This is a genomic window from Amycolatopsis sp. NBC_00348, assembly GCF_036114655.1.
Lineage (GTDB): Bacteria > Actinomycetota > Actinomycetes > Mycobacteriales > Pseudonocardiaceae > Amycolatopsis.
Window position 1 is genome coordinate 1741948 of the sequence record NZ_CP107994.1, and the last position, 23383, is coordinate 1765330.

26 protein-coding genes are annotated in these 23383 nt (G+C 72.0%); 20 read left to right on the top strand and 6 right to left on the bottom strand.

The window, feature by feature from the left end:
- Window positions 1-20: 20 nt before the first annotated feature.
- A complete protein-coding gene (locus OHS58_RS07770; protein ID WP_328647703.1) occupies window positions 21-722 on the top strand; it encodes a helix-turn-helix transcriptional regulator in 702 nt (233 codons plus the stop codon).
- Between the two features lie 67 nt (window positions 723-789).
- Complete coding sequence (locus OHS58_RS07775) at window positions 790-1452, top strand: hypothetical protein (RefSeq protein ID WP_328647704.1); 663 nt, start codon at window positions 790-792, stop codon at window positions 1450-1452.
- Window positions 1453-1455: 3 nt separating this feature from the next.
- Here the strand turns inward: OHS58_RS07775 and OHS58_RS07780 are convergent, their stop codons facing one another.
- The gene (locus OHS58_RS07780; protein WP_328647705.1) at window positions 1456-2043 is read right to left on the bottom strand and encodes a TetR family transcriptional regulator; all 588 of its coding nucleotides are present in this window, start codon (window positions 2041-2043) and stop codon (window positions 1456-1458) included.
- 98 nt (window positions 2044-2141) lie between these two features.
- On the opposite strand from OHS58_RS07780, the gene OHS58_RS07785 reads away from it, so the two are divergent.
- Both OHS58_RS07785 and OHS58_RS07790 read left to right on the top strand, forming a co-directional pair.
- Window positions 2142-3179, top strand: a complete 1038-nt coding sequence (locus OHS58_RS07785) for an NAD(P)-dependent alcohol dehydrogenase (RefSeq protein ID WP_328647706.1) — start codon at window positions 2142-2144, stop codon at window positions 3177-3179.
- Window positions 3180-3488: 309 nt separating this feature from the next.
- Window positions 3489-5363: a Calx-beta domain-containing protein gene (locus OHS58_RS07790; RefSeq protein WP_328647707.1), complete on the top strand. Its 1875-nt coding sequence runs from the start codon at window positions 3489-3491 to the stop codon at window positions 5361-5363.
- 50 nt (window positions 5364-5413) lie between these two features.
- Here the strand turns inward: OHS58_RS07790 and OHS58_RS07795 are convergent, their stop codons facing one another.
- Entirely contained in the window at window positions 5414-5953 is a 540-nt protein-coding gene (locus tag OHS58_RS07795) for an ester cyclase (RefSeq protein WP_326952586.1), read from the bottom strand.
- 92 nt (window positions 5954-6045) lie between these two features.
- Between OHS58_RS07795 and OHS58_RS07800 the strand changes: the two genes are divergently transcribed.
- The 6 genes from OHS58_RS07800 (at window position 6046) to OHS58_RS07825 (ending at window position 11255) form a co-directional block, all read left to right on the top strand.
- Entirely contained in the window at window positions 6046-6720 is a 675-nt protein-coding gene (locus OHS58_RS07800) for a TetR/AcrR family transcriptional regulator C-terminal domain-containing protein (RefSeq protein ID WP_328647708.1), read from the top strand.
- Window positions 6721-6891: 171 nt separating this feature from the next.
- Window positions 6892-7425 carry an EF-hand domain-containing protein gene (locus tag OHS58_RS07805; RefSeq protein WP_247052713.1) on the top strand — a complete coding sequence of 178 codons (534 nt, stop codon included), beginning with the start codon at window positions 6892-6894 and terminating at the stop codon, window positions 7423-7425.
- A complete protein-coding gene (locus OHS58_RS07810; RefSeq protein ID WP_328647709.1) occupies window positions 7426-8502 on the top strand; it encodes an isocitrate/isopropylmalate family dehydrogenase in 1077 nt (358 codons plus the stop codon). It abuts the gene before it with no gap.
- The gene (locus OHS58_RS07815) at window positions 8499-9143 is read left to right on the top strand and encodes a cysteine hydrolase (RefSeq protein ID WP_326950516.1); all 645 of its coding nucleotides are present in this window, start codon (window positions 8499-8501) and stop codon (window positions 9141-9143) included. Before OHS58_RS07810 ends, OHS58_RS07815 begins: the two co-directional genes overlap by 4 nt.
- Window positions 9095-9970, top strand: coding sequence for an SAM-dependent methyltransferase (locus tag OHS58_RS07820; protein ID WP_328647710.1), 876 nt, complete (start codon window positions 9095-9097; stop codon window positions 9968-9970). Before OHS58_RS07815 ends, OHS58_RS07820 begins: the two co-directional genes overlap by 49 nt.
- 352 nt (window positions 9971-10322) lie before the next feature.
- Window positions 10323-11255, top strand: a complete 933-nt coding sequence (locus tag OHS58_RS07825; RefSeq protein WP_328647711.1) for a hypothetical protein — start codon at window positions 10323-10325, stop codon at window positions 11253-11255.
- On the opposite strand, the gene OHS58_RS07830 is transcribed toward OHS58_RS07825, so the two are convergent.
- Complete coding sequence (locus OHS58_RS07830) at window positions 11140-11556, bottom strand: DUF6892 domain-containing protein (RefSeq protein WP_326950513.1); 417 nt, start codon at window positions 11554-11556, stop codon at window positions 11140-11142. The genes OHS58_RS07825 and OHS58_RS07830 overlap by 116 nt on opposite strands.
- Window positions 11557-11630: 74 nt before the next feature.
- Here OHS58_RS07830 and OHS58_RS07835 point away from each other — a divergent pair, with 74 nt between their 5' ends.
- The 3 genes from OHS58_RS07835 (at window position 11631) to OHS58_RS07845 (ending at window position 14883) form a co-directional block, all read left to right on the top strand.
- Window positions 11631-13190, top strand: coding sequence for a family 43 glycosylhydrolase (locus OHS58_RS07835; protein WP_328647712.1), 1560 nt, complete (start codon window positions 11631-11633; stop codon window positions 13188-13190).
- 83 nt (window positions 13191-13273) lie between these two features.
- The gene (gene folP / locus OHS58_RS07840) at window positions 13274-14143 is read left to right on the top strand and encodes a dihydropteroate synthase (RefSeq protein ID WP_326950511.1); all 870 of its coding nucleotides are present in this window, start codon (window positions 13274-13276) and stop codon (window positions 14141-14143) included.
- Window positions 14140-14883, top strand: a complete 744-nt coding sequence (locus OHS58_RS07845; protein ID WP_328649780.1) for a pyrimidine reductase family protein — start codon at window positions 14140-14142, stop codon at window positions 14881-14883. The genes folP and OHS58_RS07845 overlap by 4 nt, the downstream gene beginning before the upstream one ends.
- Here OHS58_RS07845 and OHS58_RS07850 read toward each other — a convergent pair.
- Both OHS58_RS07850 and OHS58_RS07855 read right to left on the bottom strand, forming a co-directional pair.
- Window positions 14840-15676, bottom strand: a complete 837-nt coding sequence (locus tag OHS58_RS07850) for an alpha/beta fold hydrolase (protein ID WP_328647713.1) — start codon at window positions 15674-15676, stop codon at window positions 14840-14842. The two genes, OHS58_RS07845 and OHS58_RS07850, sit on opposite strands and share 44 nt — an antisense overlap.
- 56 nt (window positions 15677-15732) lie before the next feature.
- Window positions 15733-16485, bottom strand: a complete 753-nt coding sequence (locus OHS58_RS07855; RefSeq protein WP_328647714.1) for an SDR family NAD(P)-dependent oxidoreductase — start codon at window positions 16483-16485, stop codon at window positions 15733-15735.
- A 9-nt stretch (window positions 16486-16494) separates the two neighbouring features.
- Between OHS58_RS07855 and OHS58_RS07860 the strand changes: the two genes are divergently transcribed.
- The gene (locus OHS58_RS07860) at window positions 16495-17397 is read left to right on the top strand and encodes a helix-turn-helix transcriptional regulator (RefSeq protein ID WP_328647715.1); all 903 of its coding nucleotides are present in this window, start codon (window positions 16495-16497) and stop codon (window positions 17395-17397) included.
- Here the strand turns inward: OHS58_RS07860 and OHS58_RS07865 are convergent.
- Window positions 17394-17672, bottom strand: coding sequence for a WhiB family transcriptional regulator (locus OHS58_RS07865; protein ID WP_247052696.1), 279 nt, complete (start codon window positions 17670-17672; stop codon window positions 17394-17396). The two genes, OHS58_RS07860 and OHS58_RS07865, sit on opposite strands and share 4 nt — an antisense overlap.
- A gap of 219 nt (window positions 17673-17891) precedes the next feature.
- Here OHS58_RS07865 and OHS58_RS07870 point away from each other — a divergent pair, with 219 nt between their 5' ends.
- Genes OHS58_RS07870 through OHS58_RS07895 form a run of 6 tightly spaced genes read left to right on the top strand, consistent with a single transcriptional unit; the run spans window position 17892 to window position 23378 of the window.
- Window positions 17892-18119: a hypothetical protein gene (locus OHS58_RS07870; RefSeq protein ID WP_326950509.1), complete on the top strand. Its 228-nt coding sequence runs from the start codon at window positions 17892-17894 to the stop codon at window positions 18117-18119.
- Window positions 18120-18138: 19 nt separating this feature from the next.
- A complete protein-coding gene (locus tag OHS58_RS07875) occupies window positions 18139-18999 on the top strand; it encodes an FAD binding domain-containing protein (RefSeq protein ID WP_328647716.1) in 861 nt (286 codons plus the stop codon).
- On the top strand, window positions 18996-19520 hold the full coding sequence (locus OHS58_RS07880) for a (2Fe-2S)-binding protein (protein WP_326952595.1): 525 nt from the start codon (window positions 18996-18998) through the stop codon (window positions 19518-19520). The genes OHS58_RS07875 and OHS58_RS07880 overlap by 4 nt, the downstream gene beginning before the upstream one ends.
- Window positions 19517-21907, top strand: a complete 2391-nt coding sequence (locus tag OHS58_RS07885; protein WP_328647717.1) for an aerobic carbon-monoxide dehydrogenase large subunit — start codon at window positions 19517-19519, stop codon at window positions 21905-21907. Before OHS58_RS07880 ends, OHS58_RS07885 begins: the two co-directional genes overlap by 4 nt.
- Window positions 21907-22809, top strand: a complete 903-nt coding sequence (locus OHS58_RS07890) for an XdhC family protein (protein WP_328647718.1) — start codon at window positions 21907-21909, stop codon at window positions 22807-22809. The genes OHS58_RS07885 and OHS58_RS07890 overlap by 1 nt, the downstream gene beginning before the upstream one ends.
- Complete coding sequence (locus OHS58_RS07895) at window positions 22803-23378, top strand: SRPBCC family protein (RefSeq protein ID WP_328647719.1); 576 nt, start codon at window positions 22803-22805, stop codon at window positions 23376-23378. The genes OHS58_RS07890 and OHS58_RS07895 overlap by 7 nt, the downstream gene beginning before the upstream one ends.
- The last annotated feature ends 5 nt before the right edge of the window (window positions 23379-23383 follow it).

Sequence of the window (23383 nt, forward strand, 5' to 3'; positions counted from 1 at the left end):
CGGCAGATAAATTAGCTCTCGTGAATCGCACCGAACGGCTGTACGCCCTCGTGGAAGAACTTCGCGCCGTCTCGCCGCGGCCGCGCAGTGCGACGTGGCTGGCGCGGCGGTTCGAGGTCAGCGTCCGCACCGTCGAACGGGACCTCGACGCGCTGCGGGAGTCCGGTGTGGCCATCCGGAGCGACACCGGGCGCAACGGCGGGTACAGCCTGGACCGCGAGCGCACCCTCCCGCCCGTGACGCTGACCGCGCGCGAGGCACTGGCGATCAGCGTCGCGCTGCGGGCCGCGTCGGCCACGCCCTTCGCGGACGCCGCGCGGCGGGCGGCGCAGAAGGTGCTGGCCGTTTTGCCGCCCGACGTGCGGCGAAGGGAGGACGCGCTGGCCGCGCGCGTGCACCGCGTCGGCCCGCATCCCGATCTGCCGGTGATCCGCGGTGCGGTCGCCGATGCGGTCGAGGACGCCGTCGTGTCGAGCCGGGTGCTGCACGTGACCTACACCGACCGGGCGGGCGCGGCCTCCGAGCGCGACGTCGAGCCGCTGGGCCTGCTCTGGGGGCCGCACGGCTGGTACCTCGTCGCGTGGTGCCGCCTGCGCGACGGCGTCCGCGGGTTCCAGCTGCACCGCATCACCGCCACCGCGCCGACCGGAGAGCGGTTCCGCCCGCGCGAGGCCGAGTGGGCCGCGGAACTCGACCGCCTGGACGCCGAAGCCCTGCGGTGAAATGCCGGGAAATGTGACGCCGAACACCGACAGGACGGTGTCGCGGACCGCTGGAACCGTGGCGGACATGGAAAACAACGAAGAACGGATGCGGCAGTGGTGCCGCATGTGGAACGAGGACCCCGCGCTGGCGCACGAGCTGATGAGCCCGACCTGCGTGCAGTGGTCCGGGCAGACCCCGGGGCTCGACAGCGTGGTCGGGCCGGCGGAGCAGGTGCGGTTCCTCGAGGGGTACCGCGGCAAGCACATCAACATCTTCCGCCCGCGGGTGCTCGCCGACGGCGGTGACCACTTCGCCTACCTGTGGGACGTCGACAAGGCGGACGGCCGGAAGCTGACCGGCTTCGACGTCAACATCCTGCACGGCGGCGGGATCGCGGAGAACTGGACGTTCGTGGGGGAGCGGCGCGACACCACGCCCGACCCGGCGTACACCGCCGGCGACGACCTGGACAAAGTCCTCGACGGCTGGCTCCGGTGGCGCGCCGGCGAGCCGGCGGACGTCATCACCGGGGACTTCGGGTTCTTCTCCGGCGCGGCGGGCCCGCTCACGCGCCCGGATCCCGCGGTCCTGACGCCGCATCGCGCGCCGATCGTCGATCCGGTCCGGGGCACCGTCGCGTTCCTGTGGACCGGACCCGCGGCGAGCGGCGCCGACCTGCTGTCCGTGCGCGACGGCCGGGTCGCCCGCGCCTGGTCGCTGACCGGGACCCGGTCCTTCCGCTACTGAGTCCTACCCGGGTGCGACAGCGCGCCGGACGCTCTCCCGCAGGAGCGTCCGGCGTTGCTCGTGCAGCTCCGGCGGCTCCTCGCCGGTGGCGGCGTAGACGTTGCTGACCGGCGACCACGCCATCGACATCGCGATCACCATGGCCATCAGGTCGAACGGGTCCTCGGCCCGGACGAGCCCCGCGGCCTGCGCGTCGGCGATGGCGCCGAGCTTGGCGGCGTCGAGGCGGTCGGCGTCGGCGACGAGGTGCCCGGCGGGGCGCCGCTCCAGCCGAACCCAGGTGGCCAGCCGGATCAGGTCGGGCCGGCGGAGGTACTCGTCGTACAGGCGGACGGCCCAGTCCGCGAGGTCGGCGGCGTCGATCGGGACGCCGTCGCGGATCGAGCCCATCGAGTCCAGGAAGATCGTGTCGAACAGCTCTTCCTTGCTGCCGAAGTAGCCGTAGAGCTGCGCTTTGTTGGTGCGGGCCGCGGCCACGATCCGCTCGACGCGTGCCCCGGCCAGGCCGTACCGCGCGAACTCCTGGGTCGCCACGTCGATGATGCGCTGCTTCGTCGCGGCGCCCCGCGAGGTCAGGGGCTTGTCGGCCATGCGGCCCACGATAACAACAGACCAGTCTGTTTGCCGGATCGCCGATGCTCGGCTACGGTCAAATAGACCGAACAGTCTGTTTGTTTGAGGAGTGAGCCATGAGGACGACCGTGGGCTGGCAGGCCGACCACACCGGGGACGCGTTGCGGCAGGTGCCGCTCGAACGCCGTGACCTGCGGGCGGACGACGTCGCCGTGCGCGTGGACTACTGCGGGGTCTGCCACAGCGACCTCCACGCGCTGGGCCGGCCCGGCCGGGACACGCCGCTGGTGCCCGGCCACGAGTTCACCGGCGTGGTGACCGAGGTGGGGAGCGGTGTCACGCGGTTCGCCGCCGGGGACGCCGTCGCCGTGGGCAACATCGTGGACTCGTGCGGGGAGTGCCCGATGTGCCGGCGGGGGCAGGAGAACTTCTGCTACGCGTTCCCGACCCTGACCTACGGCGGCACCGACCGCCACGACGGCACCCCCACGCTGGGCGGCTACTCCCGCGAGTACGTCGTCCGCGAGGCCTTCGCCTACCCGCTGCCCGCGGGACTCGACCCGGCGGCCGCGGCGCCGTTGCTGTGCGCGGGGATCACCGTCTGGGAGCCGCTGCGGGCGCTGGACGTCGGCCCCGGCACGCGTGTCGCCGTGGCCGGGCTCGGCGGCCTCGGGCACCTCGCGGTCAAGCTCGCCGTCGCACTCGGGGCCGAGACGACGGTCCTCAGCCGGACCGCCGGCAAGGCCGAGGACGCCCGCCGCCTCGGCGCCCACGACCTGGTCGTGTCCACCGACGAGCGGCAGCTGGCCGCGGCGCGGGACCGGTTCGACGTCGTCGTCGACACCATCGCGGTGCCCCACGACCTCGCCCCGTACCTGAAGCTGGTCGCGCTGGACGGCACCCTCAGCGTCGTGGGCCACCTGGGTCCGGTCACGGTGTCGATGATGGACTTGCTCGTCGGCCGCAAGAAGCTGGGCTCCGCGGGCAGCGGTGGCCGCCCGGCGACGGCGGAGATGCTGGAGTTCTGCGCCGAACACGACGTCACCGCCGACGTCGAAGTGCTCCCGTCGAAGCAGGTGAACGAAGCCCTCGAGCGGCTCGGCCGCAACGACGTCCGGTACCGCTTCGTGCTCGACCTGGCCGACCTTTCGTAGCCCGGGCACTGCGGCATTCGGGTCATTCTTTGCGTTTCCGGTGAGAAAGATCGAGGGTTCCCGCTTCCCGTCGAGCACGCATTGTGCAAATACCCCGGTCCGGCGTCGCTCTGAAGCGTGACGTTTCCCGATCGGTTTTCGACGGCTCGGCCCGGTCAGTACCTGGTTGAGTAGCCCGATTTCCCGGTGATCGCCCATTGAGCGCCTTGACACAGGGCACTCCGGGTGAACCGCGGGCGAAGTGCTAACGAAGCAGGCCATTTTCCGTCTTCCTCAGGCCAGCCACCGGAAATTCTCGAAAGGGAAGTCATGTCCCGAAGATCAGTGTTCGTCGCCTTGACGGCCGTCACGGCGTTGCTCGCACCGACGGCCGTCGCCGCCGCGGCGACGCCCGGGGTCGATCCGGCCACCGTCGACCTCACCCTCAACGCGGGCCAGAGCACCACCGTGACCAAGCACGTCACGACGTCGGCCGTGCCGCCGAACCCCGACCTCGTGCTGCTCGCCGACACCACGGGCAGCATGGGCGCCGCGATCGGCAACGTGCGCGCGAACGCCGACACCATCACCGGTGACGTGCTCGCCGCGCAGCCGACCGCGCAGTTCGGGGTGGCCGAGTACAAGGACTTCGGCGACCCCTTCGCGTTCCGCGTCAACACGGGCATCACCGGTGACCAGGCGGCGGTCCAGGCCGGCACGAACCAGTGGGTCGCCTCCGGTGGCGGCGACGGCCCGGAAGCCGACCTCAACGCCCTGTACGAGCTGGCCACCGGCGCGGTCACCTTCCGCCCGGACGGCACGCGCATCGTCGCCTGGTTCGGCGACGCGCCGTCGCACGACCCGAGCGGCGGGCACGACCTGGCCCAGACCATCGCCGCGCTGAAGGCGGCGAACATCCGCGTCGTCGCGGTCAACGTGGGCGCGCTCGACCTCGACGGGCAGGCCAGCGCGATCACGTCGGCCACGGGCGGCGTGCTGCTCAACAACGTGCCCTCGAGCGCGGTCTCGCAGGCCATCCTCGACGGCATCCAGTCCATCGAGGTCACGGTGGCCCCGCACGTCACGACGTGCGACCCGCAGCTCACGGTCACCAACGCGCCGGCCAGCGTGAAGGTGCCCAGCGGTGACGTCGCCACCTTCACCGAGACGGTGGCCGCCGCGGCGAACGCCGCGCCGGGGACGTACCACTGCACCGTCGACTACCTGGTCGACGGTGTCTCGCGCGGCTACGTCGAGACGACGACCGTGCGGGTGCTCGGCTTGAGCATCAACGACGTCACGGTGGCCGAAGGATCCGGCGGTGCCCCGGTGCCGGCGACCTTCACGGTGTCGCTGCTCGGCGGGGCCAGCCCGAACCCGGTGACGGTCCACTACGCCACCGCGAACGGCACGGCGACCGCGCCGGCGGACTACGCGGCGGCGAGCGGCGACGTCACCTTCGCGCCCGGTGAGACCACCAAGCCGGTGACCGTGCTGGTCAACCCGGACACGGTCGACGAGCCGGACGAGACGTTCACGGTGACGCTGTCGGCGCCGGTCGGCGCGGGCCTGGTCGACCCGACCGGGATCGGCACGATCACCGACGACGACCGGGACGGCGCGTTCTCCTGCACCGGCACGGCCGCCAACGTCATCGGCATCACGGCCGGCGTCGCCAACCCGGCGAACCTGCCCTGCGCCGACGACAGCCAGACGGTGCTGGGCGCGACGCTCAACGCCGGCCTGATCAAGGTGGAGACCAAGGCGCTGACCGCGTCGACGGACGTCACGCCGGACAACCAGTCGGCGGCCCCGGCCGCCGGTGACCACGCGCAGGCCACCGCCAAGATCGACAAGACGGTGATCAGCACGCTCGGGCTGACCATCGAGCTGGGCGTGATCCAGTCGCAGGCGTCGGCGACCTGCCAGCCGGCCACGGGCGGTCTCGCCCCGGTGCTCGCGGGCAGTTCGAACATCGCCTCGCTGAAGATCAACGGCCTCGCGGTCACGGTCGGCTCGGCCCCGCTGACCATCCCGCTGGTCATCGGATCGCTGAAGCTGAACGGCCAGACCGTGGTGAACGGCGTCGTGAAGCAGCAGGCGGTCGCGCTGGACACGGCGCTCGCCAAGATCGTGCTCGCGGAGTCCCAGGCCGACGTGCACGGAACCAACGCCCACCCCGCCGGCAACCCCTGCCGGCGCTGACCAGGTGAAGTGAGCGGGGGCGGCCGGTGCATCCGGCCGCCCCCGCCTTTTCAGCCGAGCAGCCGGGGATCCGGTTCGCCGCCGGCCTCGCTCAACGCGCCGAAGACCGCGCGCACCAACGTGGCCAGGTCCTTCGGGTTCTTCTTGTCCAGCCCGCCCAGCAGCTGCTTCAGCACGGTCAGCTGGTCGAAGTAGACGCGCTCGGTGACCAGGTTCTCCTGCTCGTCGAAGACGAAGTACGCCGTCATCCGGGTGCGGTGCGTGCTGCCCGTCGGCGGGATCTTGCCCAGCGGGCCGAGGTGGGTGCCCTTCAACCAGAACTCGACGACCACGGCGTCGGCCGTGTGGCGCAGGGCGATGATCTCGTGGTCCTGGTCGGGGAACGCGACGCGGGTGTCGTGGTAGTAACCGCGGACCTCGCTGGTGCCGTCGTGGACCGTCATCGACGCGATCAGCTCGTAGTGCGGGTGCGGGAACGTCTCCAGCACGTCGTCCCAGGCCTGGCGCACCTCGTCGTGGAAGTGGTCGAGGACGAGCTTCTCGCGAGCGCGCAGCACGTCTTCCGGCGGCAGGGTGTAGGCGGTCGTCATCCGGGGTCCTCAGTCTTGGTGGGATAAAACCTACGCCGTAGGTATGGGCCGACCGTAGACCTACGCTGTAGGTTTTGTCCAGGAGGTACGGGATGGACACCGAGACTGACCCGCCGCGGCGCGGCAGGCCCCGGCGTGGGCAGGAACCCTTGTCGCGCAAGCGGATCGTCGACGCCGCGATGGCGCTCGCCGAAGCCGAGGGCGTCGAACGGCTGACCATGCGCGGCGTCGCCAAGCGGCTGGGCGTCGACGCGATGAGCCTCTACAACCACGTCGCGAGCCGGGACGCGCTGCTCGACGCGATCACCGAGGCGGTGCTGGCCGGCCTGCGCCTGCCGGCGCCGAGCGGCGACCTCGCCGCCGACGTCCGCGCGGTCGCCCACGCCTTCCGGCGCTCCGCGCTCCGGCACCCGCGCTGCGTGCCGCTGGTGCTGACCCGCCAGCTCGACGCGCCCGCCGCGCTCGGGCCGACCGAGGCGGTGCTGGCCGTCCTCGACCGGGCCGGGTTCCCGCCGGAGCGCGCCGTGCACGCGCTGCGGACGTCGCTCGCCTTCCTGGTCGGCTCGCTGCTGCGGGAGGTGTCCGCGGGGCCGGCGTTCAGCGGCGCCGACGTCGAAGGCGCCGGGCGGCGCGAAACCGAGCTGGCGGCGTCCGGCCTGCCGCACGTCGTGGCGGCCGCCCCGCACCTGGCGGTCTGCGACCACGACGCCGAGTTCGCGTTCGGCGTCGACGCTCTGGTCGCCGCGCTGGAGGCCGCCCGCCGCTGAGCATCACCGTGTGTGCCGGGGCGTGCCCCGGCCGGGGTGAACCGGTGGTGCGCTCCGGTGAAAACGCGGCAAAACGGTGATTCCACACCTTGGGGTGAAACGGATTCACGGCCCGGCCCGCCGGGCGCAAACTGCTCGGGGAACAACCCCGACGCGAAAGGTCAAAAATCGATGGGTGCCACCGCGGTCGACCGGATCAAGCTCGTTTTCACCCTCTTCGACGTCGACCGGAACGGCTATCTCGAAGAACGGGACTTCTCGACGATGGCGGACCGCGTGCTGCGGGCGGCCCAGGGCTCCGGCGCCGCCGCGAAGCAGGCGATGGAGGCGGCCTTCCACCGGTACTGGACCACCCTGGAACGGGAGCTCGACGCGAACCACGACGGCAAGGTGAGCTACGACGAGTACGCGGCCTGCGTGCTGTCGCCGGAACGGTTCGACGCCACGGTGACCGAGTTCGCGGAATCCCTTGCGGCACTGGGGGATCCGGACGGCGACGGAATGATCGAACGCCCGCTGTTCGTCGCCCTGATGACGGCGATCGGGTTCGACCGCGACAACATCGACGCCCTCTTCGAGGCCTTCGGGCCGTCGGCGGGCGACCGCGTCCGCGTGCCGGTCTGGACCGCGGCGATCAAGGACTACTACAGCCCGGACAAGGTCGGCATCGCCGGCGACCACCTGGTCGCGAACGTGGCCGGCTGAGTGGGCGCGCACCGCGCGCGGCCGGTCGTCGGGCTGGCGGTCGGCCGGGGTACGGGTCCGGAACTGGCGGACGTCTTCGAAAACGTGCTGACCCGAATCGGCCTCCGGCACTCGACCGAAATCGAAATCGTGCGCTCGCCCCGGTTGTACCATTCCTATTTCTCACTGAAGGGTGAAGGGGAAACCGAGCGGATCCGCCGGCTGACCCAGGAGGACGCCGAGCACTACGAGCGGTTCTGCCGGGAGCAGGCGCGGGCCGACGTCCCGGCGATCTTCCGCACGGCGATCAACGCGCAGTCGCTCTACCTGGTCCGGGAGCGGCTGCAGGCGGTCAAGGTCGACCCGATCACGCCGGGCCTGCTGCTGGTCCGGGACCAGGCCCAGGGCTTCTACACCGGCGAAAACCGGCACACGCCGGGCGTGCTGACCCGCACGACGGTGTTCAGCAAGGAGATCACCGAGAAGGTGATCGTGTTCGCGCTGCGCCGGGCCTGGGCGCAGTGGCCCGACGACGGACCCGCGCGGATCGTCCTGGCGTACAAGTTCCACCTGCTCGACGGCGCGCTCGGCGAGTGGGTCGCCGAGATCGCCGGCCGGCTCGGGGTGACCGTCGAGCTCAGCCAGCCGGACACGGTGAACCGCAACCTGATCGAGCACGGCCTCACCCCGCGCACGCTGGTCGTCGCCGGCAACGAATGGGCCGACATCATGCACGTCGTCCTGCTCGACGCGTTCGGCGGCGAACGCCAGGAGCGCCGCTACACCGAGAACGTCCTCCTGCACCCGGACGTCGCCGGGCTCGTCGAGTACCAGACCGTGCACGGCTCGGCCGACGACCTCGCGGGGACCGGCCGGGTCAACCCGACGGCCACCATCCGGGCCGCCGCGGCCATCGCCGAGCGGCACGCGGGCTGCCCGGGCGCCATCGCGGCGATCGAACAAGCGCTGGACGCCGCGCGCGACCGGGGCGTCGGCACCCCGGACGTCGGCGGCCGGCAGTCGACCGCCGAATTCGTGGCCGAAGTCCTGGCCGCGCTCGACCCGGCGGCCGGCCGGGTGCCGGTGGCGGGCGCGTGAAGACGGCCCTGGTCGTCGTGGACCTGCAGAACGACTTCTGCGCCGGGCCCGTCGTCGCGGCCCGGTACCGCGGCGCACCGGGGACGCTGCAGCGGGCCACGACGAACGCCGCGCGCGCCGTCGACCTCGCCCGGCGGGCCGGCACGGAGGTCGTCTTCGTGCGGTTCCTCGGCGACGTCGAGCACCAGCGGCCGAGCTGGCGGCGGCGCGACCGGGTGCTGGGCAAGCAGCCGAAGTGCCGGACCGGTTCGTGGGGCGCGGAGTTCCACAAGGTCGCGCCCGCGGCCGGCGAGCGCGTCTTCACCAAGTACGCCTGCTTCGACGCGTTCCTGGCGCACGGCTTCGGGCAGTACCTGCGCCGGCGCCGGATCGGGCACCTCGTCCTCGCCGGGGTCTACGCCGACGTCTGCGTGGACTCGACGGCGAGAACGGCGTTCCAGAAGGGATTCCACCTCACGGTCCTGACCGACTGCACGACCGCCCTGCATCGGTCCGACGAGGAAACCCTGCGGTTCATGGAAACCGTCTACGGGGCGCGGACGACCACGCACGACCGGCCCGCGTCATGGACCCGATTCGCGGAGGAGGACGAGTGGTCACCACCCGAGGCGTCGAAGGCGGCGTCGGCCGGACCGCGCTGATGGTCGCCGCGGCCAGGGCGATCGAGGCGACCCGGCCGGATTCCCTGGCGCACGACGGGTTCGCGCGGCACTTCGTCCGGGCGGCGCGGGCGTCGGGGGAGTGGCCGGTGCACTGGCACGACGTCCCCGGCGGGGCGGCGAACCCGCTGTGGGGCCGGCTCGGGCGCTACTTCGGCCTGCGCACGCGGGTCCTGGACGACTTCCTGCTCGGCGCGGTGCGCGCCGGCGCCGGGCAGGTCGTGCTGCTGGGCGCCGGGCTGGACTCGCGGGCCTTCCGGCTCGCTTGGCCGGCCGGCTGCCCGGTCTTCGAGCTGGACCGGCCGGACGTGCTGGCGTTCAAGCAGGAAGTCCTGGACGACCTGGGCGCGACGGCGAGCGCGGCCCGCACGACGGTCGCGGTGGACCTGTGCGAGGACTGGGTCCGGCCGTTGCGCGAGGCGGGGTTCGACCCACGCGTCCCGACGGCGTGGCTGGCCGAGGGCCTGCTGCTCTACCTGCCCGCGGACGCCGAGCGCAGGCTCATCACGACGGTGGACCGCCTGGCGGCGCCCGGAAGCTGCCTGGCGTACGAGGTGAAGCTCGGCGTGGAGTACCGCACCAGCGCGATCTACCGCAGCACGAAGGAACAGATCGGCGTGGACCTGACGGCGTTGTTCGACGCCGAACCCCGCCCGGACTCGGCGGCCGCACTGCGGGCCGGCGCCTGGGAGACATCGGTCCGCACCCCGTTCGACCTCGCGGTGGAGCACGGCGCGGGCCTGGTGCCGGAACGGCGTGATGCCTTGGCGAGCAACCGCTGGGTCTTCGCGGCCAAACCGCCGCGGTGAGCCGGGGCGCTGGTGTGGTGAGTCTTTCGGGCGGCGGCGCGGCGATTGTCTGGATCCGCGGCCGGTTCGAGCCTGCCGAGGCCGCCGCGCTTTCGTAGGTCGGTCGGGGTGGTGAGCCGCCACAGGTTCTCGTGGTGAACCGGTGGTGAGCCGGGGCCGTGCTTTGGTGAAGAAGCAGTGGTGTGCACCGGCGACGGCGAGGTCGTCCGGGTCGTGGCCGGTCGAAGTGCGCCGGTCGGCTGGAGTGGATCCGGCGGGCGTCACCGGTCTGCACCGGCAAACCCGCGCGGTGAACCCGGCCCGGGCCCTGTCGTAGACTTCCCGCGGGTGGTGAGGGCTGGGAGGCTTTCGGTTGGTCGTGCGTGAACCGGCGTTGCCGGTCGATCCGAGGCTGCCCGGCGAACCGTCGTTCGCCGAGGTGACCGCCACGCGGATGTGGCTTGCGCGGCACGGGGTCGAGGTCGGGTTGCCGACCCGGCTGCTCGCGTTGCGTGTCGGCACCCGGGAATGGCTGCGGCGGCCGACCGTGTTCGCCGTGCTGGTCGTCTGTCTCGTCTTCTGGCCCGGTTTCCGCGCGCCGCGGGAGCTGGAGCTGCTCCGGCCGTTGCTGGTCGGCGTGGTGCTGGCCGCGTTGCTCGTGATGCGGTGGCGCCAGGTGCAGACGCGCGAAGAGCTCGCCGAGAGCCTGACCGGCACCGGCACCCCGCCGCCGTGGCGTGCGGCGGCGCGGCAGGTCGGCTGGTGGCACCTGGCCGCGACGGCGATCACGTTCGGTGGGGGAGCCGTCCTGTGCGCCCTGCAGTTCCTCACCGAACCGGCCGCGCCCCTGGACGCCGGGGCCCGCACGCTCGGGCTCGCCGCCGGGGCCGGGGCGATCGCGCTGGTCCTCGGCCGGGTGCTGCGCGCGCCGATCATCGCCGAGGACGCCGCGTCCCGCGCCGTCGACGGCGTGCTGCGTGCCCAGGACGCCCACCGCTTCGCCCCGTCCGCCCTGTTCTTCGTCGCGGTGTGGCCGGCCGGGATGGACCTGGACCACCTCGGCGCGCAGGGGTGGTTCGCCTTGTCCTACCTCGTGCTCGCGGGCGGCACGCAGCTGGTCGGCTGGCTGCGCTTCCGCCGCCGCTTCCGGCAGCTGCCCGCGGGCTACTACGGCGACGCGGACCGGTCGGTCAGTCCGCCGCGACACCGCGGGAGCGAAGGACCTCCCGCAACCGCGGGCCGAGGAACTCCGAGCCCACGACACGCCGCAAGTTCGGCAGCAGGGCGAGATCGTCGAGCGAGCTGACGTCGAACAGCTCGTCCTCGCCGTCCCAGATCGGCGCGCACTCCTGGTACACCCGCAGCCCGCCGTCCATGACCAGCTCTTCCACGGTGGCCAGGAGGTCGTCGCCGATCTCCAGCGCTTCGAAGTAGTCGCGCGCCTCCGGGACCACTTGGTGGGCGAGGCCCCGCTGGTAGGTGTGCTCCCAGGTGTCGGTCACGCCCAGGACGTCGGCGATGCGGAACGCGGGCGTCAGCGTCTTGTCCGTGTACATCAGCTGCTCGACGACGATCAGCTTGAGGTTGAAGTCGGTGAAGTCGGCCATGGGCGCAATCTATGGGTTAACGTGGACGCGCGAGAAGCTTGAAACGTTTCATGTTCGGCAAGGAGGCCGGCACGATGACAGGCACCCGCAGGCTCCGGTCCGCGATCACCCTCGTGCTGGCGGCGGTACTGGCGGTGACGCTGTCCGCCCCCGCCGAAGCACGCGCGTTCACCACGACCGTCACCAACTTCGACGCGCAGGGAAACCAGGTCGTCCGGTTCGACACGCGAGGTGACGCGGTCGACGCGCACGACGGCGAGATCGCCCTCTTCGGCGGCACGTACTACCTCTACGGCACCAGCTACGACTGCGGTTTCGCCTGGCAGGCGACGAGTTCGCCGTTCTGCGGGTTCAAGGTCTACACCTCGCCCGACCTCGTGCACTGGACCGACCGGGGCCGGCTCTTCGACGCCACCGGCGTCTGGCAGACCCGCTGCAACGGCGCCACCTACGGCTGCTTCCGGCCGCACGTCGGCTACGACGCGGCCACCCGCAAGTACGTGCTCTGGGTCAACGTCTACGACAACAGCGTCGGCTTCCGGGTCCTCACCAGCGCGAACCCGGCCGGCCCGTTCACCGAAGCCCCGGTGCCGACGCTCGCGGTGAACAACAACGCGCCGGCGGGCGGGGTCAACAACGGCGACCACGACGTCTTCGTCGACACCGACGGCACCGCCTACCTCGCCTACACCGACTGGCGGGCAGGCGGCGACATCGTCGTGGAGCGCCTCGCCGCGAACTACCTGACCGGCACCGGCGCCTACGCGCGGCTCGGCCAGAGCCAGACCGAAGCACCCGCCCTGTTCAAGCGGAACGGCGTCTACTACCTGACCTACTCCGACCCGAACTGCGGCTACTGCGCGGGCACCGGCACGTCGTACCGGACGGCGGCGAACCCGCTGGGGCCGTGGTCGGCGCCGGTGAAGATCAGCCAGGACTCGTGCGGCGGGCAGCCGGCGTTCGTCTCGGCGCTCCCGACGACGTCGGGCACCGCCTACGTCTACGCCAGTGACCTCTGGAACAACGGGCAGCGCAACGAAGCCCTCGCCAACTACTACTGGGCGCCGCTCGAGTTCACGGCCACGGGCGCGATCGCGCCGATGACCTGCCGGAACTCCTTCTCGCTGGACCTCGCCACCGGCTCGGCCGGGCACCAGGACCCGCCGCCCGGCGTGGACCAGGCCGACGGCGTCACCGGCTTCCGGACCTACTGCGACGTCGGCGCCGGCGTAGCCCGGTTCCAGACGTTCGTCCCGAGCCGCGGCGGCACGCTGTCCGCCGTCTCGTACACGAGCTTCCAGGCCGGAAACCCCGGCGCGGGCCTCGAAATCGGCGTCTACGCCGCGACCGAGGGGTTCCAGCCGACCGGCGCCGCGCTGAGCACGACCGTCGTGCCGGCGACGTCGATCGGGTGGTCCCCGCGCGCGGTCACGGTGACGCCGGGCATCGCCGTGACGGCCGGGAAACGCTACGGGCTGCTGGTCCGCTCGGCGACCACCACCGGCTGCTACGGCCTGGAGTACAACGACTCCAGCCCCTACCCGGGCGGCGGCGAGGCCTACAGCAACGACCACGGCGCGACGTTCCGCGCGGAGCCGGGCCGGTCGCTGAAGTTCTCCACCAGCGTCGGCTGAGCGTGAGAGAGCACGGCGGGAGAACGATGATCGCCTATGCTCGGGGACGACCACGTTGCCGGTCCCGCACAGGAGAGAACCGCATGCCGATCCACGACCTCGTCTTCCGGGGACGGCGCCTGACCAGCGACAACGCGCTGGTGATGGCGATCGTCAACCGGACCCCGGACTCGTTCTACGACAACGGGGTGACGTTCGAGGAGGAGCGGGCGCAGGCGGCGATCGGCCGGGTGCTCGACGACGGCGCCGCCGTGATCGACATCGGCGGCGTGCCGGCCAGCCCGGGCCCCGAGGTCACCGTCAAGGAGGAGATCGCCCGGGTCGTGCCGACCGTGGCGTGGGCCCGCGAGCACTTCCCGGACGTCGTGATCAGCGTCGACACCTACCGCGCCGAGGTCGCCGACGCCGTCTGCCGCGCCGGCGCGGACCTGATCAACGACAACTGGGCCGCCTACGACGCCGAGATCCTGGACGTCGCCGCGGAGCACGGCGCGGGCTACATCTGCGCCCACACCGACGGTCTCGACCCGCGCACCGACCCGGTGAAGCCGGTCTACGACGACGTCGTCGCGTCGGTGATCGCCGACACGACCGCACTCGCCGAGCGGGCGGTCGAGCGCGGCGTCCCGCGCGAGGGCATCATGATCGACCCCTGCATCGACTTCTCGAAGAACACCCACCAGTCGCTGGCCGTGCTGCGCAACGTCGACAAGCTCGTGGCCACCGGGTGGCCGGTGCTGATGGCGCTGTCCAACAAGGGCGTCGTCGGCGAGACGCTCGACGTCGGCATGGACGACCGGGTCACCGGGACGCTGGCCGCCACCGCGCTCGCGGCCGCGCACGGCGCCGCGATGTTCCGGGCGCACCAGGTCCGCGAGACGCGGCACGTGGTCGAGATGATCGCGAGCATCGTCGGCACCCGGCCGCCGAAGAACGCGGTGCGGTGGCTGTGAAACTCCAGCAGATCTGGCCGCCGGAGAGCGTCCGCGAAATCGGGCGGGACGACCTCGAAGCCCTCTACCGCTTCCCCGACGTCGCGAAGTGGCTGGTCGTCAACTTCGTGTCGAGCACGGACGGCGCGATCACCGTCGCCGGCCGCTCGCGCCCGCTGTCGACCGAGCCCGACCGGGTCGTGTTCAAGCTGGGCAGCGACCTCGCCGACGTCGTCCTGCTCGGCGCCGGGACCGCGGTGGTCGAGGAGTTCGACGGCGTCCACCCGGACGAGGAGACCGCGGACCGCCGCCGGCGCCACGGCCTCGAGCCGGTCCCGCCGATCGCCGTCGTCACCACCGGCCGCGGCCTGCCGCCCGACGCGCCCGTGATCACCGGCGCCGCCGTGCCGACCATCGTCATCACCAGCGAGCGGACGCCGGAGGACCAGCGCGACGCCTGGGTCGCGGCGGGGGCCGACGTGATCGTCGCGGGGGAGGAGCACGTCGCGCTCGACCGCGCCGTCGCCGCCCTGACCGAGCGTGGTCTCCGCCGGATCGACTGCGAAGGCGGGCCCCGGCTGTTCGCGTCGCTGGCCGAGGCGGGCCTGGTCGACGAGTTCCGGCTGACGGTCGCGCCGTTCCTGGTGGCCGGAACGGCGGACCGGGCCGCCGTCGGCGGTGCCTTCGACCCGCTGAAGCTGGACCTCGGCACCGTGCTCACCGACGGGTCGAGTCTCCTGACGCGCTACCTGGTGCCGTAAGGCCGGTCCGCGTGCCCGCGACCTCGCGGACGGCCCCGGCGACCGCGCCGAAGTCCTTGCGCAGGATCGCGCCGTGGTTGCTCGCGACCTTCGCGCTCACCTCGATGTGCGGGTTGCGGGCGACCGCGGCGTCGAGGCCGGCCCGGATCCGCTCCTGCTCGTCGCCGCGGCTGCCCAGCGACGTCCCCGACGCGACCACGAACCGCGTCGGGACCGTGATCGCGTCGAGCACCGGGCCCAGCTCGCGTTCGCGGGAGAGCACGCCGACCTCGATGTTGCTCTCGGCCTGCTGCTCGGCGCTCATCCGCGGGGCCAGGCCGGTGGGGCGCAGCAGCGGCAGGAACCAGCTCATCCGCTTGAACAGCTTGCGGATCCGCTGCTCCATGGCGTCGTCGAGCCAGTCGTACGGGAAGGCGCCGTCGACCAGGACCGCGCCGATCGTCCGCGCCGGGTTCCGGGCGGCCCAGTGCGCGCCGACGAGCGCGCCGTAGGACCAGCCGACCACCAGCGCCCGGTCCACGCCCCGGGCGGCGAGCACGGCGTCGACGTCCCGGACGGCGACCTCGAAGGAGTAGTCGCCCGAGCGCTTCGACTTGCCGCGCGCCCGCTCGTCGTAGGTGATGTGCCGGAAGCCGGCACCGAGCTCGGCGACGACCCGGCGCCAGTAGCCCTGGGTGGCGAACTGGCCGTTGAGGTAGATCACGGGGATGCCGGGACCGCCGGTGTCGGTGACCGCCAGGGCCGTGTCGTCGATCGCCACCATGCCGGACCAGGTCGTGCTGTTCGTTGTCATGAGGCGACTGTCTGCGGCTCGCCTGACACGGCCCTGACGCCGTCCTGACACGGTCGTCAGACCGCTGTCCCTCCGGTGACCGGCAGCACCACGCCCGTCACGAAGGACGCGCGGTCGCTCAGCAGCCAGGCGGCGGCCTCCGCGATCTCCGCCGGTGTGGCCGCCCGCCCGAGCGGGGTGCCCGCGACGATCCGGTCCACGATGCCGGGGTCGTGGCGGTTCCACTCGTCGACCATCTCGGTGAGCGTCAGGCCCGGGGCGATCGCGTTGACGCGGATCCCGGCCGGGCCGTACGTGACGGCGGCCGACTCGGTGATGCTGTTGACCGCGCGCTTGGCCGCGCCGTAGGCGGGCAGCGCCGGGTTGCCGATCAGGCTGCCGACGCTGCTGGTGTTGACGATCGCTCCGCCGCCGGTGCGTTGCATGGCCTTGACCTCGGCCGACACGGCGTAGAACACGCCCTTGAGGTTGACGTTCACGACGAGGTCGAAGTCGGCTTCGGGGAAGTCGGCGATCGGGTGCGGCGGGACGCCGACGGCGCCGTTGTTGAAGGCGATGTCGAGCCGTCCGTGCCGCTCGACGACGGTGTCCACGGCGTGGTCGATGCTCGCGACGTCGCCCAGGTCGGCGACGACGTAGGACGCGCCGGGCAGGTCTTCGGCGATGGTCTTCAGGTCGCTCTCGGTGCGGGCGGCGAGGACGACGGTCGCGCCCTCCGCGGTGAACAGGCGGGCGGCCGCCGCGCCGATGCCGCGGCTGGCTCCGGTGACGAGGGCGATCTTGCCGGACAACATTCCGTTCTGGGTCATGCCTCCACCGTGCGACGCCGTCGCCGGCTCTGGCAGGCCCTGGCTGTACCTGGCAGAGCCGGCGCGTCCGGGAGATGCTCGAAGCATGGACAAGCACGCACTCGGCCGGTTCCTGCGGCTGCACCGCGAGCGGCTGACGCCGGCCTGCCCGCGGCCGGGCCGCGTCGCACGCCGGGCCTGCGCCGGGAGGAAGTCGCGCAGCTGGCGCACATCTCCACGCAGTACTACACGCGGCTGGAGCAGGCCCGCGGCCCGCACCCGTCGCGGCACGTGCTCGCCGCGCTCGGCCGGGCGTTGCGGCTCAACGACGCCGAACGGGACCACCTCTACACGCTCGGCGGGCAGCTCGCGGAGCCGCCGGGTCCGTCGGCCGACGTCCCGGACCGGATCATGGACCTGATCGAGCGGCTGCCGGACACGGCGGCGATCGTGCTCGACGCGAAGTACGACGTCCTGGCCTGGAACCCCCTCGCGGCGGCGCTCCTGGAGGACTTCTCGGGCCGGCCGCGCCGCGAGCGGAACATGATCCGCCGCTACTTCCTGCACCCGGACGCGAGCCGCCGGCACTACGGCCTCAGCGGCGGCGGCGACTTCGGCGTCTTCGCGGCCGGTCACCTGCGCGCGGCCGCCGCGCGCTACCCGAACGACCCCGCCACCCAGGGGCTCATCCGCGAACTGCTGCGCGAGAGTCCCGAGTTCGCCGCGCTGTGGCCCAGCCCCGAGGTCTCCGACGAGCGGCACCTGACGAAGACCGTCGACCACCCGCAGATCGGGCCGATCACCTTGACCTGCGACATCCTCGTCGTCCCGGAACGCGACCAGCACGTCGTGCTGTTCACCGCCGACGCCGGCACCCCTGCTCACGACGCCCTGCGGCTGCTCGCGGTGGTCGGTCTCCAGCAGCTGGGCTAGATGCGGGTGGCGATCAGCTGACGCAGCTCGCCCTCGCCGAGCCCGCCCCAGATGCCGTGCGTCTCCCGCACCGCGACGGCGTGGTCGAGGCACTGCAGGCGCACCGGGCAGCTCGCGCAGATCTGCTTGGCGAGGTCTTCGCGGCGCTTGCGCGCCATCCCGCGTTCGTTGTCGCTGTGGAAGAACACACCGGCGTCCATCCCCCGGCACGCCCCGCGCATCTGCCAATCCCAGTTCTCGCTGACGACCACCGGAAGCCGGGACACTTCGGACACCGGGACCACATCCCCTCGATTTTCGGGCCGCGAACCGGCCACCAAGCGGCGGTTACCCGGTATCCGCGCTGATCACCCACGCCACCGCGAAGATCACCCACGTGTGGTACGCCACGGCCGGCCTCGACGGTTAAGCGAAGGGTTATTCGCTCGTTGCCCTGCGTGTCCTCCGGGGGGACCATCCGATCACCTGATCGACGGCGGAAGCGGGTACGCGTCATGCGGATCGAGTCCGACGGGCACAGCCGCGGCAATCCGCGGCTCTACGAACTCGTCGAGAACGCGCCGAAGGAAGGCCCCGGCCCGACCGTCTGGGCGTGGCCCCAGCTGATCGGGTTCCTCAAGGTGGCCGGGCAGCCCGTCGCGGGGCCGTGGCCGCCGCACCAGCGGCCGCGGCCGGAGCCCGAGGAGGACACCCTGCCGGTCGCCGTCCCGGACGAGGACTGAGGACGGAGGACTGACGCCCATGTACCCGACCCGGTTCTCCTACGAGGCCCCGCGCGAGCTCGACGAGGCGCTCGGCCTGCTGCGCGACCACGGCGACGAGGCGAAGGTCCTCGCCGGCGGGCAGAGCCTGGTGCCGCTGATGAAGCTCCGCTTCGCCGCGCCCGCGCTGCTCGTCGACATCAACAACCTCCCGGGGCTCGACCACCACGAGGTCGACGACGCCGGGAACCTGCACGTCGGCGCGCTCTGCCGGCACGTGACGCTGGAACGGTCGGACCTGCTGCGCGACACCCAGCCGACCATGGCCGCCGCGGCGCCGCTCATCGCCGACCCGATCGTCCGCAACCGCGGCACGCTCGTCGGGTCGCTGTGCCACGCCGACCCGCAGGGCGACTGGGCGTCGGTGGTGCTGGCTCTCGACGGCTCGATCGTCGCGGCCGGGCCGGGCGGACGGCGGAGCATCCCGGCGCGCGAGTTCGTGCTCGGCCCGTTCCAGAACGCCCTCGCCCCGGACGAGATCGCCGTCGAGGCCGTCATCCCCGCGCCACGCGGGACGCCGTCAGGCGGCTACCTCAAGCTGGAACGCCGGGTCGGCGACTTCGCGACGGTCGGCGTCGCGGTCGCCGTCGACACCACCCCCGACGGCCGGGTCGGCCGGGCTGGGATCGCGCTCACCGGCGTCGGCGGCGCCACCATCGAGTGCGCCGACGCGGCCGCGGCGCTCGTCGGCGGACCGCTGACCGCCGAGACGATCGAAGAGGCGGCGACGCTCGCCGCGGCGGCCGCCCGGCCGAAGTCCGACCACCGCGGCAGCGCCGCGTACAAGCGGCACATGGTGCACACCTTCGTGGTGCGCGCACTGGAAGGGACCACCCGATGAGCCTCGTGCACGAAGTTCGCGACGAACCGGCCGCGGGCGTGCCCGAACGCCGGATCACGGTGACCGTGAACGGCCGCCGCAGGGTCATCGAGTGCGAGCCGCGGCTGCTGCTGTCGCACCTGCTGCGGCAGGGGCTGCGCCTCACCGGCACGCACATGGGCTGCGACACGACCAGCTGCGGCGCCTGCACCGTGCTCGTCGACGGCACGCCGGTGAAGTCCTGCACGATGCTCGCCGTGCAGGCCGACGGTCACGAGGTGACCACCGTCGAAGGCCTGGCGTCGGCCAGCGAGCTGCACCCGGTGCAGGAGGGCTTCCGCGAGGAGCACGGCCTGCAGTGCGGGTTCTGCACGCCCGGCATGATGCTCGCCGCGAAAGCGTTGCTGGACCGCGAACCCGATCCGTCCGAAGAGGACGTCCGCTGGGCCCTGTCGGGCAACCTCTGCCGGTGCACCGGGTACCAGAACATCGTCAAGTCGGTGCTCTGGGCCGCCGCGAAACTGCGGAAGGAAGACCAGTGACGAAGGCACTCGACGAGGTCGGGATCGGCGGCATCGGCGCGAGCCGCAAGCGCGTCGAGGACAGCCGGTTCATCCGCGGTCAAGGCCGCTACACCGACGACATCGTGCTGCCCGGCATGCTGCACATGGAGATCCTGCGCAGCCCGATGGCGCACGCGCGGATCAAGTCGATCGACACCGGCAAGGCGTGGGAGATCCCCGGCGTCCACCTCGTGCTCACCGGCGACATGGCCGCGACGCGCAACCTCGCGTGGATGCCGACGCTGTCGTACGACACCCAGGCCGTGCTGGCCACCGACAAGGTCCGGTTCCAGGGCCAGGAGGTCGCCTGCGTCGTCGCCGACGACCCGTACATCGCCAAGGACGCCTGCGACGCGATCGACGTCGAGTACGAGCCGCTGCCGGTGGTCGTCAACCCGGAACAGGCGCTCGCCGAGGACGCGCCGGTGATCCGCGACGACAAGGCCGGCCAGGACGGCAACGTCGTCTACCACTGGGAAGTCGGCGACAAGACCGGCACCGACCGCGCGTTCGCGAACGCCGACCGGATCTCCAAGCTGCGCCTGCACTACCCGCGTTCGCACCCGTCGCCGATCGAGTGCTGCGCGTCGGTCGCCGACTACGACCGCGCGACGCAGAAGCTGACCGTCTACATGACCACGCAGGCGCCGCACATCGTCCGCGCCGCCGTCGCGATGATCGCGGAGCTGCCCGAGCACATGATCCGGATCGTGTCGCCGGACATCGGCGGCGGCTTCGGCAACAAGGTGCCGGTGTACCCCGGGTACGTCTGCTCGATCCTGTGCTCGATCCTGCTGGAACGCCCCGTCAAGTGGATCGAGGACAAGTCCGGCAACCTCATCTCCACCGGGTTCGCCCGCGACATGTACCTCGACAGCGAGCTGGCGCTGCGCGAGGACGGCAAGATCCTCGGCGTCCGCATCCACGCCGACGCCGACCACGGCGCGTTCTTCGCCGACGCCCAGCCGAGCAAGTTCAAGATCGGCCTGCTGCACTCGGCGTTCGCCTGTTACGACATCCCGGCCGCGCACCTCACCGCGCGCGGTGTCTACACGAACAAGGCGCCCGGCGGCGTCGCCTACCGGTGCTCGTTCCGCGTCACGGAGGCGATGTTCTTCCAGGAACGCATGGTGCACCAGGCCGCGAAGGACCTCGGCATCGACCCGGCGGAGTTCCGGCGCCGCAACTTCGTGCGCGCGGACCAGTTCCCGTACCGGACGCCGTTCGGCTTCCTCGTCGACTCCGGCCAGCCGGAGAAGTGCCTCGACGTCGGCCTGAAGGCGATCGGCTACGAGGACTTCCTGAAGCGGAAGGAAGAAGCGCGCAAACGCGGCCGCCTGCTGGGCATCGGCATCTCGACGATGACCGAGCCGCTCGGCGCCGGCAACAGCCGCGAGTACGACATCCTCGGCATCAAGATGTTCGACTCCGCCGAGCTGCGGGTGCACCTCACCGGCAAGGCGCTGCTGCGCGTCGGGACGAAGAGCCAGGGCCAGGGCCACGAGACGACGTGGGCGCAGATCGTCAGCCACGAGCTGGGCATCCCGGCCGAGGACGTCACGGTGGAGGAGGGCGACACCGACACCGCGCCGTTCGGGATGGGCACCTACGCCTCCCGCAGCACGCCGGTCGGCGGCGCGGCGATCTCGATGGTGTCGCGCAAGATCCGCGCCAAGGCGCGGAAACTCGCGGCGCACCTGCTCGAAGTGTCCGAAGAGGACGTCGAGTGGGAGCTGGGCCGGTTCTACGTCCGCGGCGTGCCCGACCGCGGCGTCACCATCCAGGAGTGCGCGATGGCCGCGTACTCGAACATGCCCGACGGGATGGAACCGGGGCTGGAGAACCACGCCTACTACGACCCGCCCAACCTGACCTGGCCGTTCGCCGTCTACATCGCGACCGTCGAGGTCGACCCGGAGAGCGGCGTGTGGGACGTGCTGAACCTCGTCGCGGTCGACGACTGCGGGGTCCGCATCAACCCGATGATCGTCGAGGGGCAGATCATGGGGGGTCTCACCGAGGCGTACGCGATGTCGAACATGCAGTTCATCACCTTCGACGAGGAAGGCAACTGCGTCGGCTCGAACTACATGGACTACCTGCTCCCGACCGCGTGGGAGACACCGGGGTTCGAGCTGCACAGCGAGGTCGTCACGCCGTCACCGCACCACCCGATCGGCGCCAAGGGCATCGGCGAGTGCGCGGCGGTCGGCGGGCCGGCGGCGTTCGTCAACGCCGTGATGGACGCGCTCGACGGCACCGGCGTCCGCAACATCGACATGCCCCTGCTGCCGGACCGCGTGTGGCAGGCGCTGCGGACCGGCCGGGACGTCTCGGGCGTGCCGCCGGTCCGGACGGACGACTGATGGACGGCTGGGACGTCCTGGCGGAAGCGGGCGACCGGGCCCGCCGCGGCGAGGCGTTCGCGCTCGCCACGGTCGTGTGGCGCGAAGGCCCGTCGTCGGGCAAGGAAGGCTGCCGCGCGATCGTCACCGAGGACGGCGAGCTGCACGGCTGGATCGGCGGCGCCTGCGCGGAACCCGTCGTGCTGCGCGAAGCCCGGCAGGCGCTGGCCGAGGGCACGCCGCGGTTGCTGCTGCTCGGCACGCCGGACCGGTTCGGGTCGGTACCCGACGGGATGACCGTCGTGCCGATCTCGTGCCAGAGCGAGGGCGCGCTGGAGATCTACGTCGAGCCCGTCGTCCCGGCCCCGCACCTCGTGGTGGCCGGCCGCTCGCCGCTGGCGCACACGCTGGTCGCGCTGGCGACGGCGCTGGGCTGGCGGGCGGAGCTGAGCGAAGACTTGGCTTCGGTGACCGAACGGTCCTACGTGGTCGTCGCGACCCAGGGCCACAACGACGAGGAGACGCTGGAACGCGCGCTGACGCGGAACCCGGCGTACGTCGGGCTGGTGGGTTCGCGCAAGCGGGGTGAGGCGGTGCTCGGCTACCTCGCCGACCGCGGGGTGCCCGCCGACCGGCTCGCCCGCGTCCAGGTGCCCGCCGGCGTCGACCTCGGCGCGGTCGAGCACCGGGAGATCGCGGTCGCCGTGCTCGCCGAACTGGTCCGGCTGCGCGCGGCGGGACGTCCGGTGCGGGTCGTCGAGCGCGTAGCCGAGGAGGCCGTGGATCCGGTGTGCGGGATGACCGTGGCCCGGCGCGACCCGGTCGAGTGCGACGGTGTCGCGTACTACTTCTGCTGCGCCGGGTGCCGCGACGCGTTCCGCCGGGACCCGGCCGCGTACGCGAAGAAGGAGAGCCGATGCTGATCGAGAACGAGTTCGCGGTCGGGCAGCCGATCGACAAGGTCTGGCGGTTCTTCGACGACGTCCCGAAGGTGGCCGCGTGCCTGCCCGGCGCCGAGCTGACCGAGGACCTGGGCGACGAGGCGTACGAGGGCCGCGTGAGTGTCCGCATGGGACCGGTGGCGCTGAAGTTCGGCGGCACGGCGAAGATCGCTTCCCGGGATGACGCCGCGAAGCGCATCGTCGTCGACGCGGCAGGCGCCGACGAGAAGGGCCGCGGCCAGGCGAGCATGATCGTCACCGCCCGGCTGACATCGGCCGGCGGCGTGACACGCGTGCACGTCACCCAGGACCTGCAGGTCTCCGGCGCGGCGGCGCAGTACGGCCGCGGCATGATCGCCGACGTCACCTCCGTGCTGATGCGCGACTTCGCGGCCAACCTGCAGCGCGGCATCGACCGCGCCGAACGCGGCGAGGAGGTCGCCGGCGCGGCCCCGGCGCGCGGGTTCAGCATCGGCCTGCAGGCGACGCTCATGGCGTTGAGACGCGTGTTCCGCCGGTTCTTCCTGCCCTATCCGAGCTCGCCGGTCTGAGGAGG

What these genes read in the sequence shown, in the direction of transcription:
- OHS58_RS07785 (WP_328647706.1), top strand. Translation starts at nt 2,142, where the DNA reads ATGAGGACGACCGTGGGCTGGCAGGCCGACCACACCGGGGACGCGTTG.
- OHS58_RS07800 (WP_328647708.1), top strand. Translation starts at nt 6,046, where the DNA reads ATGGACACCGAGACTGACCCGCCGCGGCGCGGCAGGCCCCGGCGTGGG.
- OHS58_RS07870 (WP_326950509.1), top strand. Translation starts at nt 17,892, where the DNA reads ATGCGGATCGAGTCCGACGGGCACAGCCGCGGCAATCCGCGGCTCTAC.
- OHS58_RS07855 (WP_328647714.1), bottom strand. Translation starts at nt 16,485, where the DNA reads ATGACCCAGAACGGAATGTTGTCCGGCAAGATCGCCCTCGTCACCGGA.
- OHS58_RS07890 (WP_328647718.1), top strand. Translation starts at nt 21,907, where the DNA reads ATGGACGGCTGGGACGTCCTGGCGGAAGCGGGCGACCGGGCCCGCCGC.
- OHS58_RS07805 (WP_247052713.1), top strand. Translation starts at nt 6,892, where the DNA reads ATGGGTGCCACCGCGGTCGACCGGATCAAGCTCGTTTTCACCCTCTTC.
- OHS58_RS07795 (WP_326952586.1), bottom strand. Translation starts at nt 5,953, where the DNA reads ATGACGACCGCCTACACCCTGCCGCCGGAAGACGTGCTGCGCGCTCGC.
- OHS58_RS07895 (WP_328647719.1), top strand. Translation starts at nt 22,803, where the DNA reads ATGCTGATCGAGAACGAGTTCGCGGTCGGGCAGCCGATCGACAAGGTC.
- OHS58_RS07875 (WP_328647716.1), top strand. Translation starts at nt 18,139, where the DNA reads ATGTACCCGACCCGGTTCTCCTACGAGGCCCCGCGCGAGCTCGACGAG.
- OHS58_RS07790 (WP_328647707.1), top strand. Translation starts at nt 3,489, where the DNA reads ATGTCCCGAAGATCAGTGTTCGTCGCCTTGACGGCCGTCACGGCGTTG.
- OHS58_RS07780 (WP_328647705.1), bottom strand. Translation starts at nt 2,043, where the DNA reads ATGGCCGACAAGCCCCTGACCTCGCGGGGCGCCGCGACGAAGCAGCGC.
- OHS58_RS07830 (WP_326950513.1), bottom strand. Translation starts at nt 11,556, where the DNA reads ATGGCCGACTTCACCGACTTCAACCTCAAGCTGATCGTCGTCGAGCAG.
- OHS58_RS07880 (WP_326952595.1), top strand. Translation starts at nt 18,996, where the DNA reads ATGAGCCTCGTGCACGAAGTTCGCGACGAACCGGCCGCGGGCGTGCCC.
- folP (WP_326950511.1), top strand. Translation starts at nt 13,274, where the DNA reads ATGCCGATCCACGACCTCGTCTTCCGGGGACGGCGCCTGACCAGCGAC.
- OHS58_RS07850 (WP_328647713.1), bottom strand. Translation starts at nt 15,676, where the DNA reads ATGACAACGAACAGCACGACCTGGTCCGGCATGGTGGCGATCGACGAC.
- OHS58_RS07775 (WP_328647704.1), top strand. Translation starts at nt 790, where the DNA reads ATGGAAAACAACGAAGAACGGATGCGGCAGTGGTGCCGCATGTGGAAC.
- OHS58_RS07835 (WP_328647712.1), top strand. Translation starts at nt 11,631, where the DNA reads ATGACAGGCACCCGCAGGCTCCGGTCCGCGATCACCCTCGTGCTGGCG.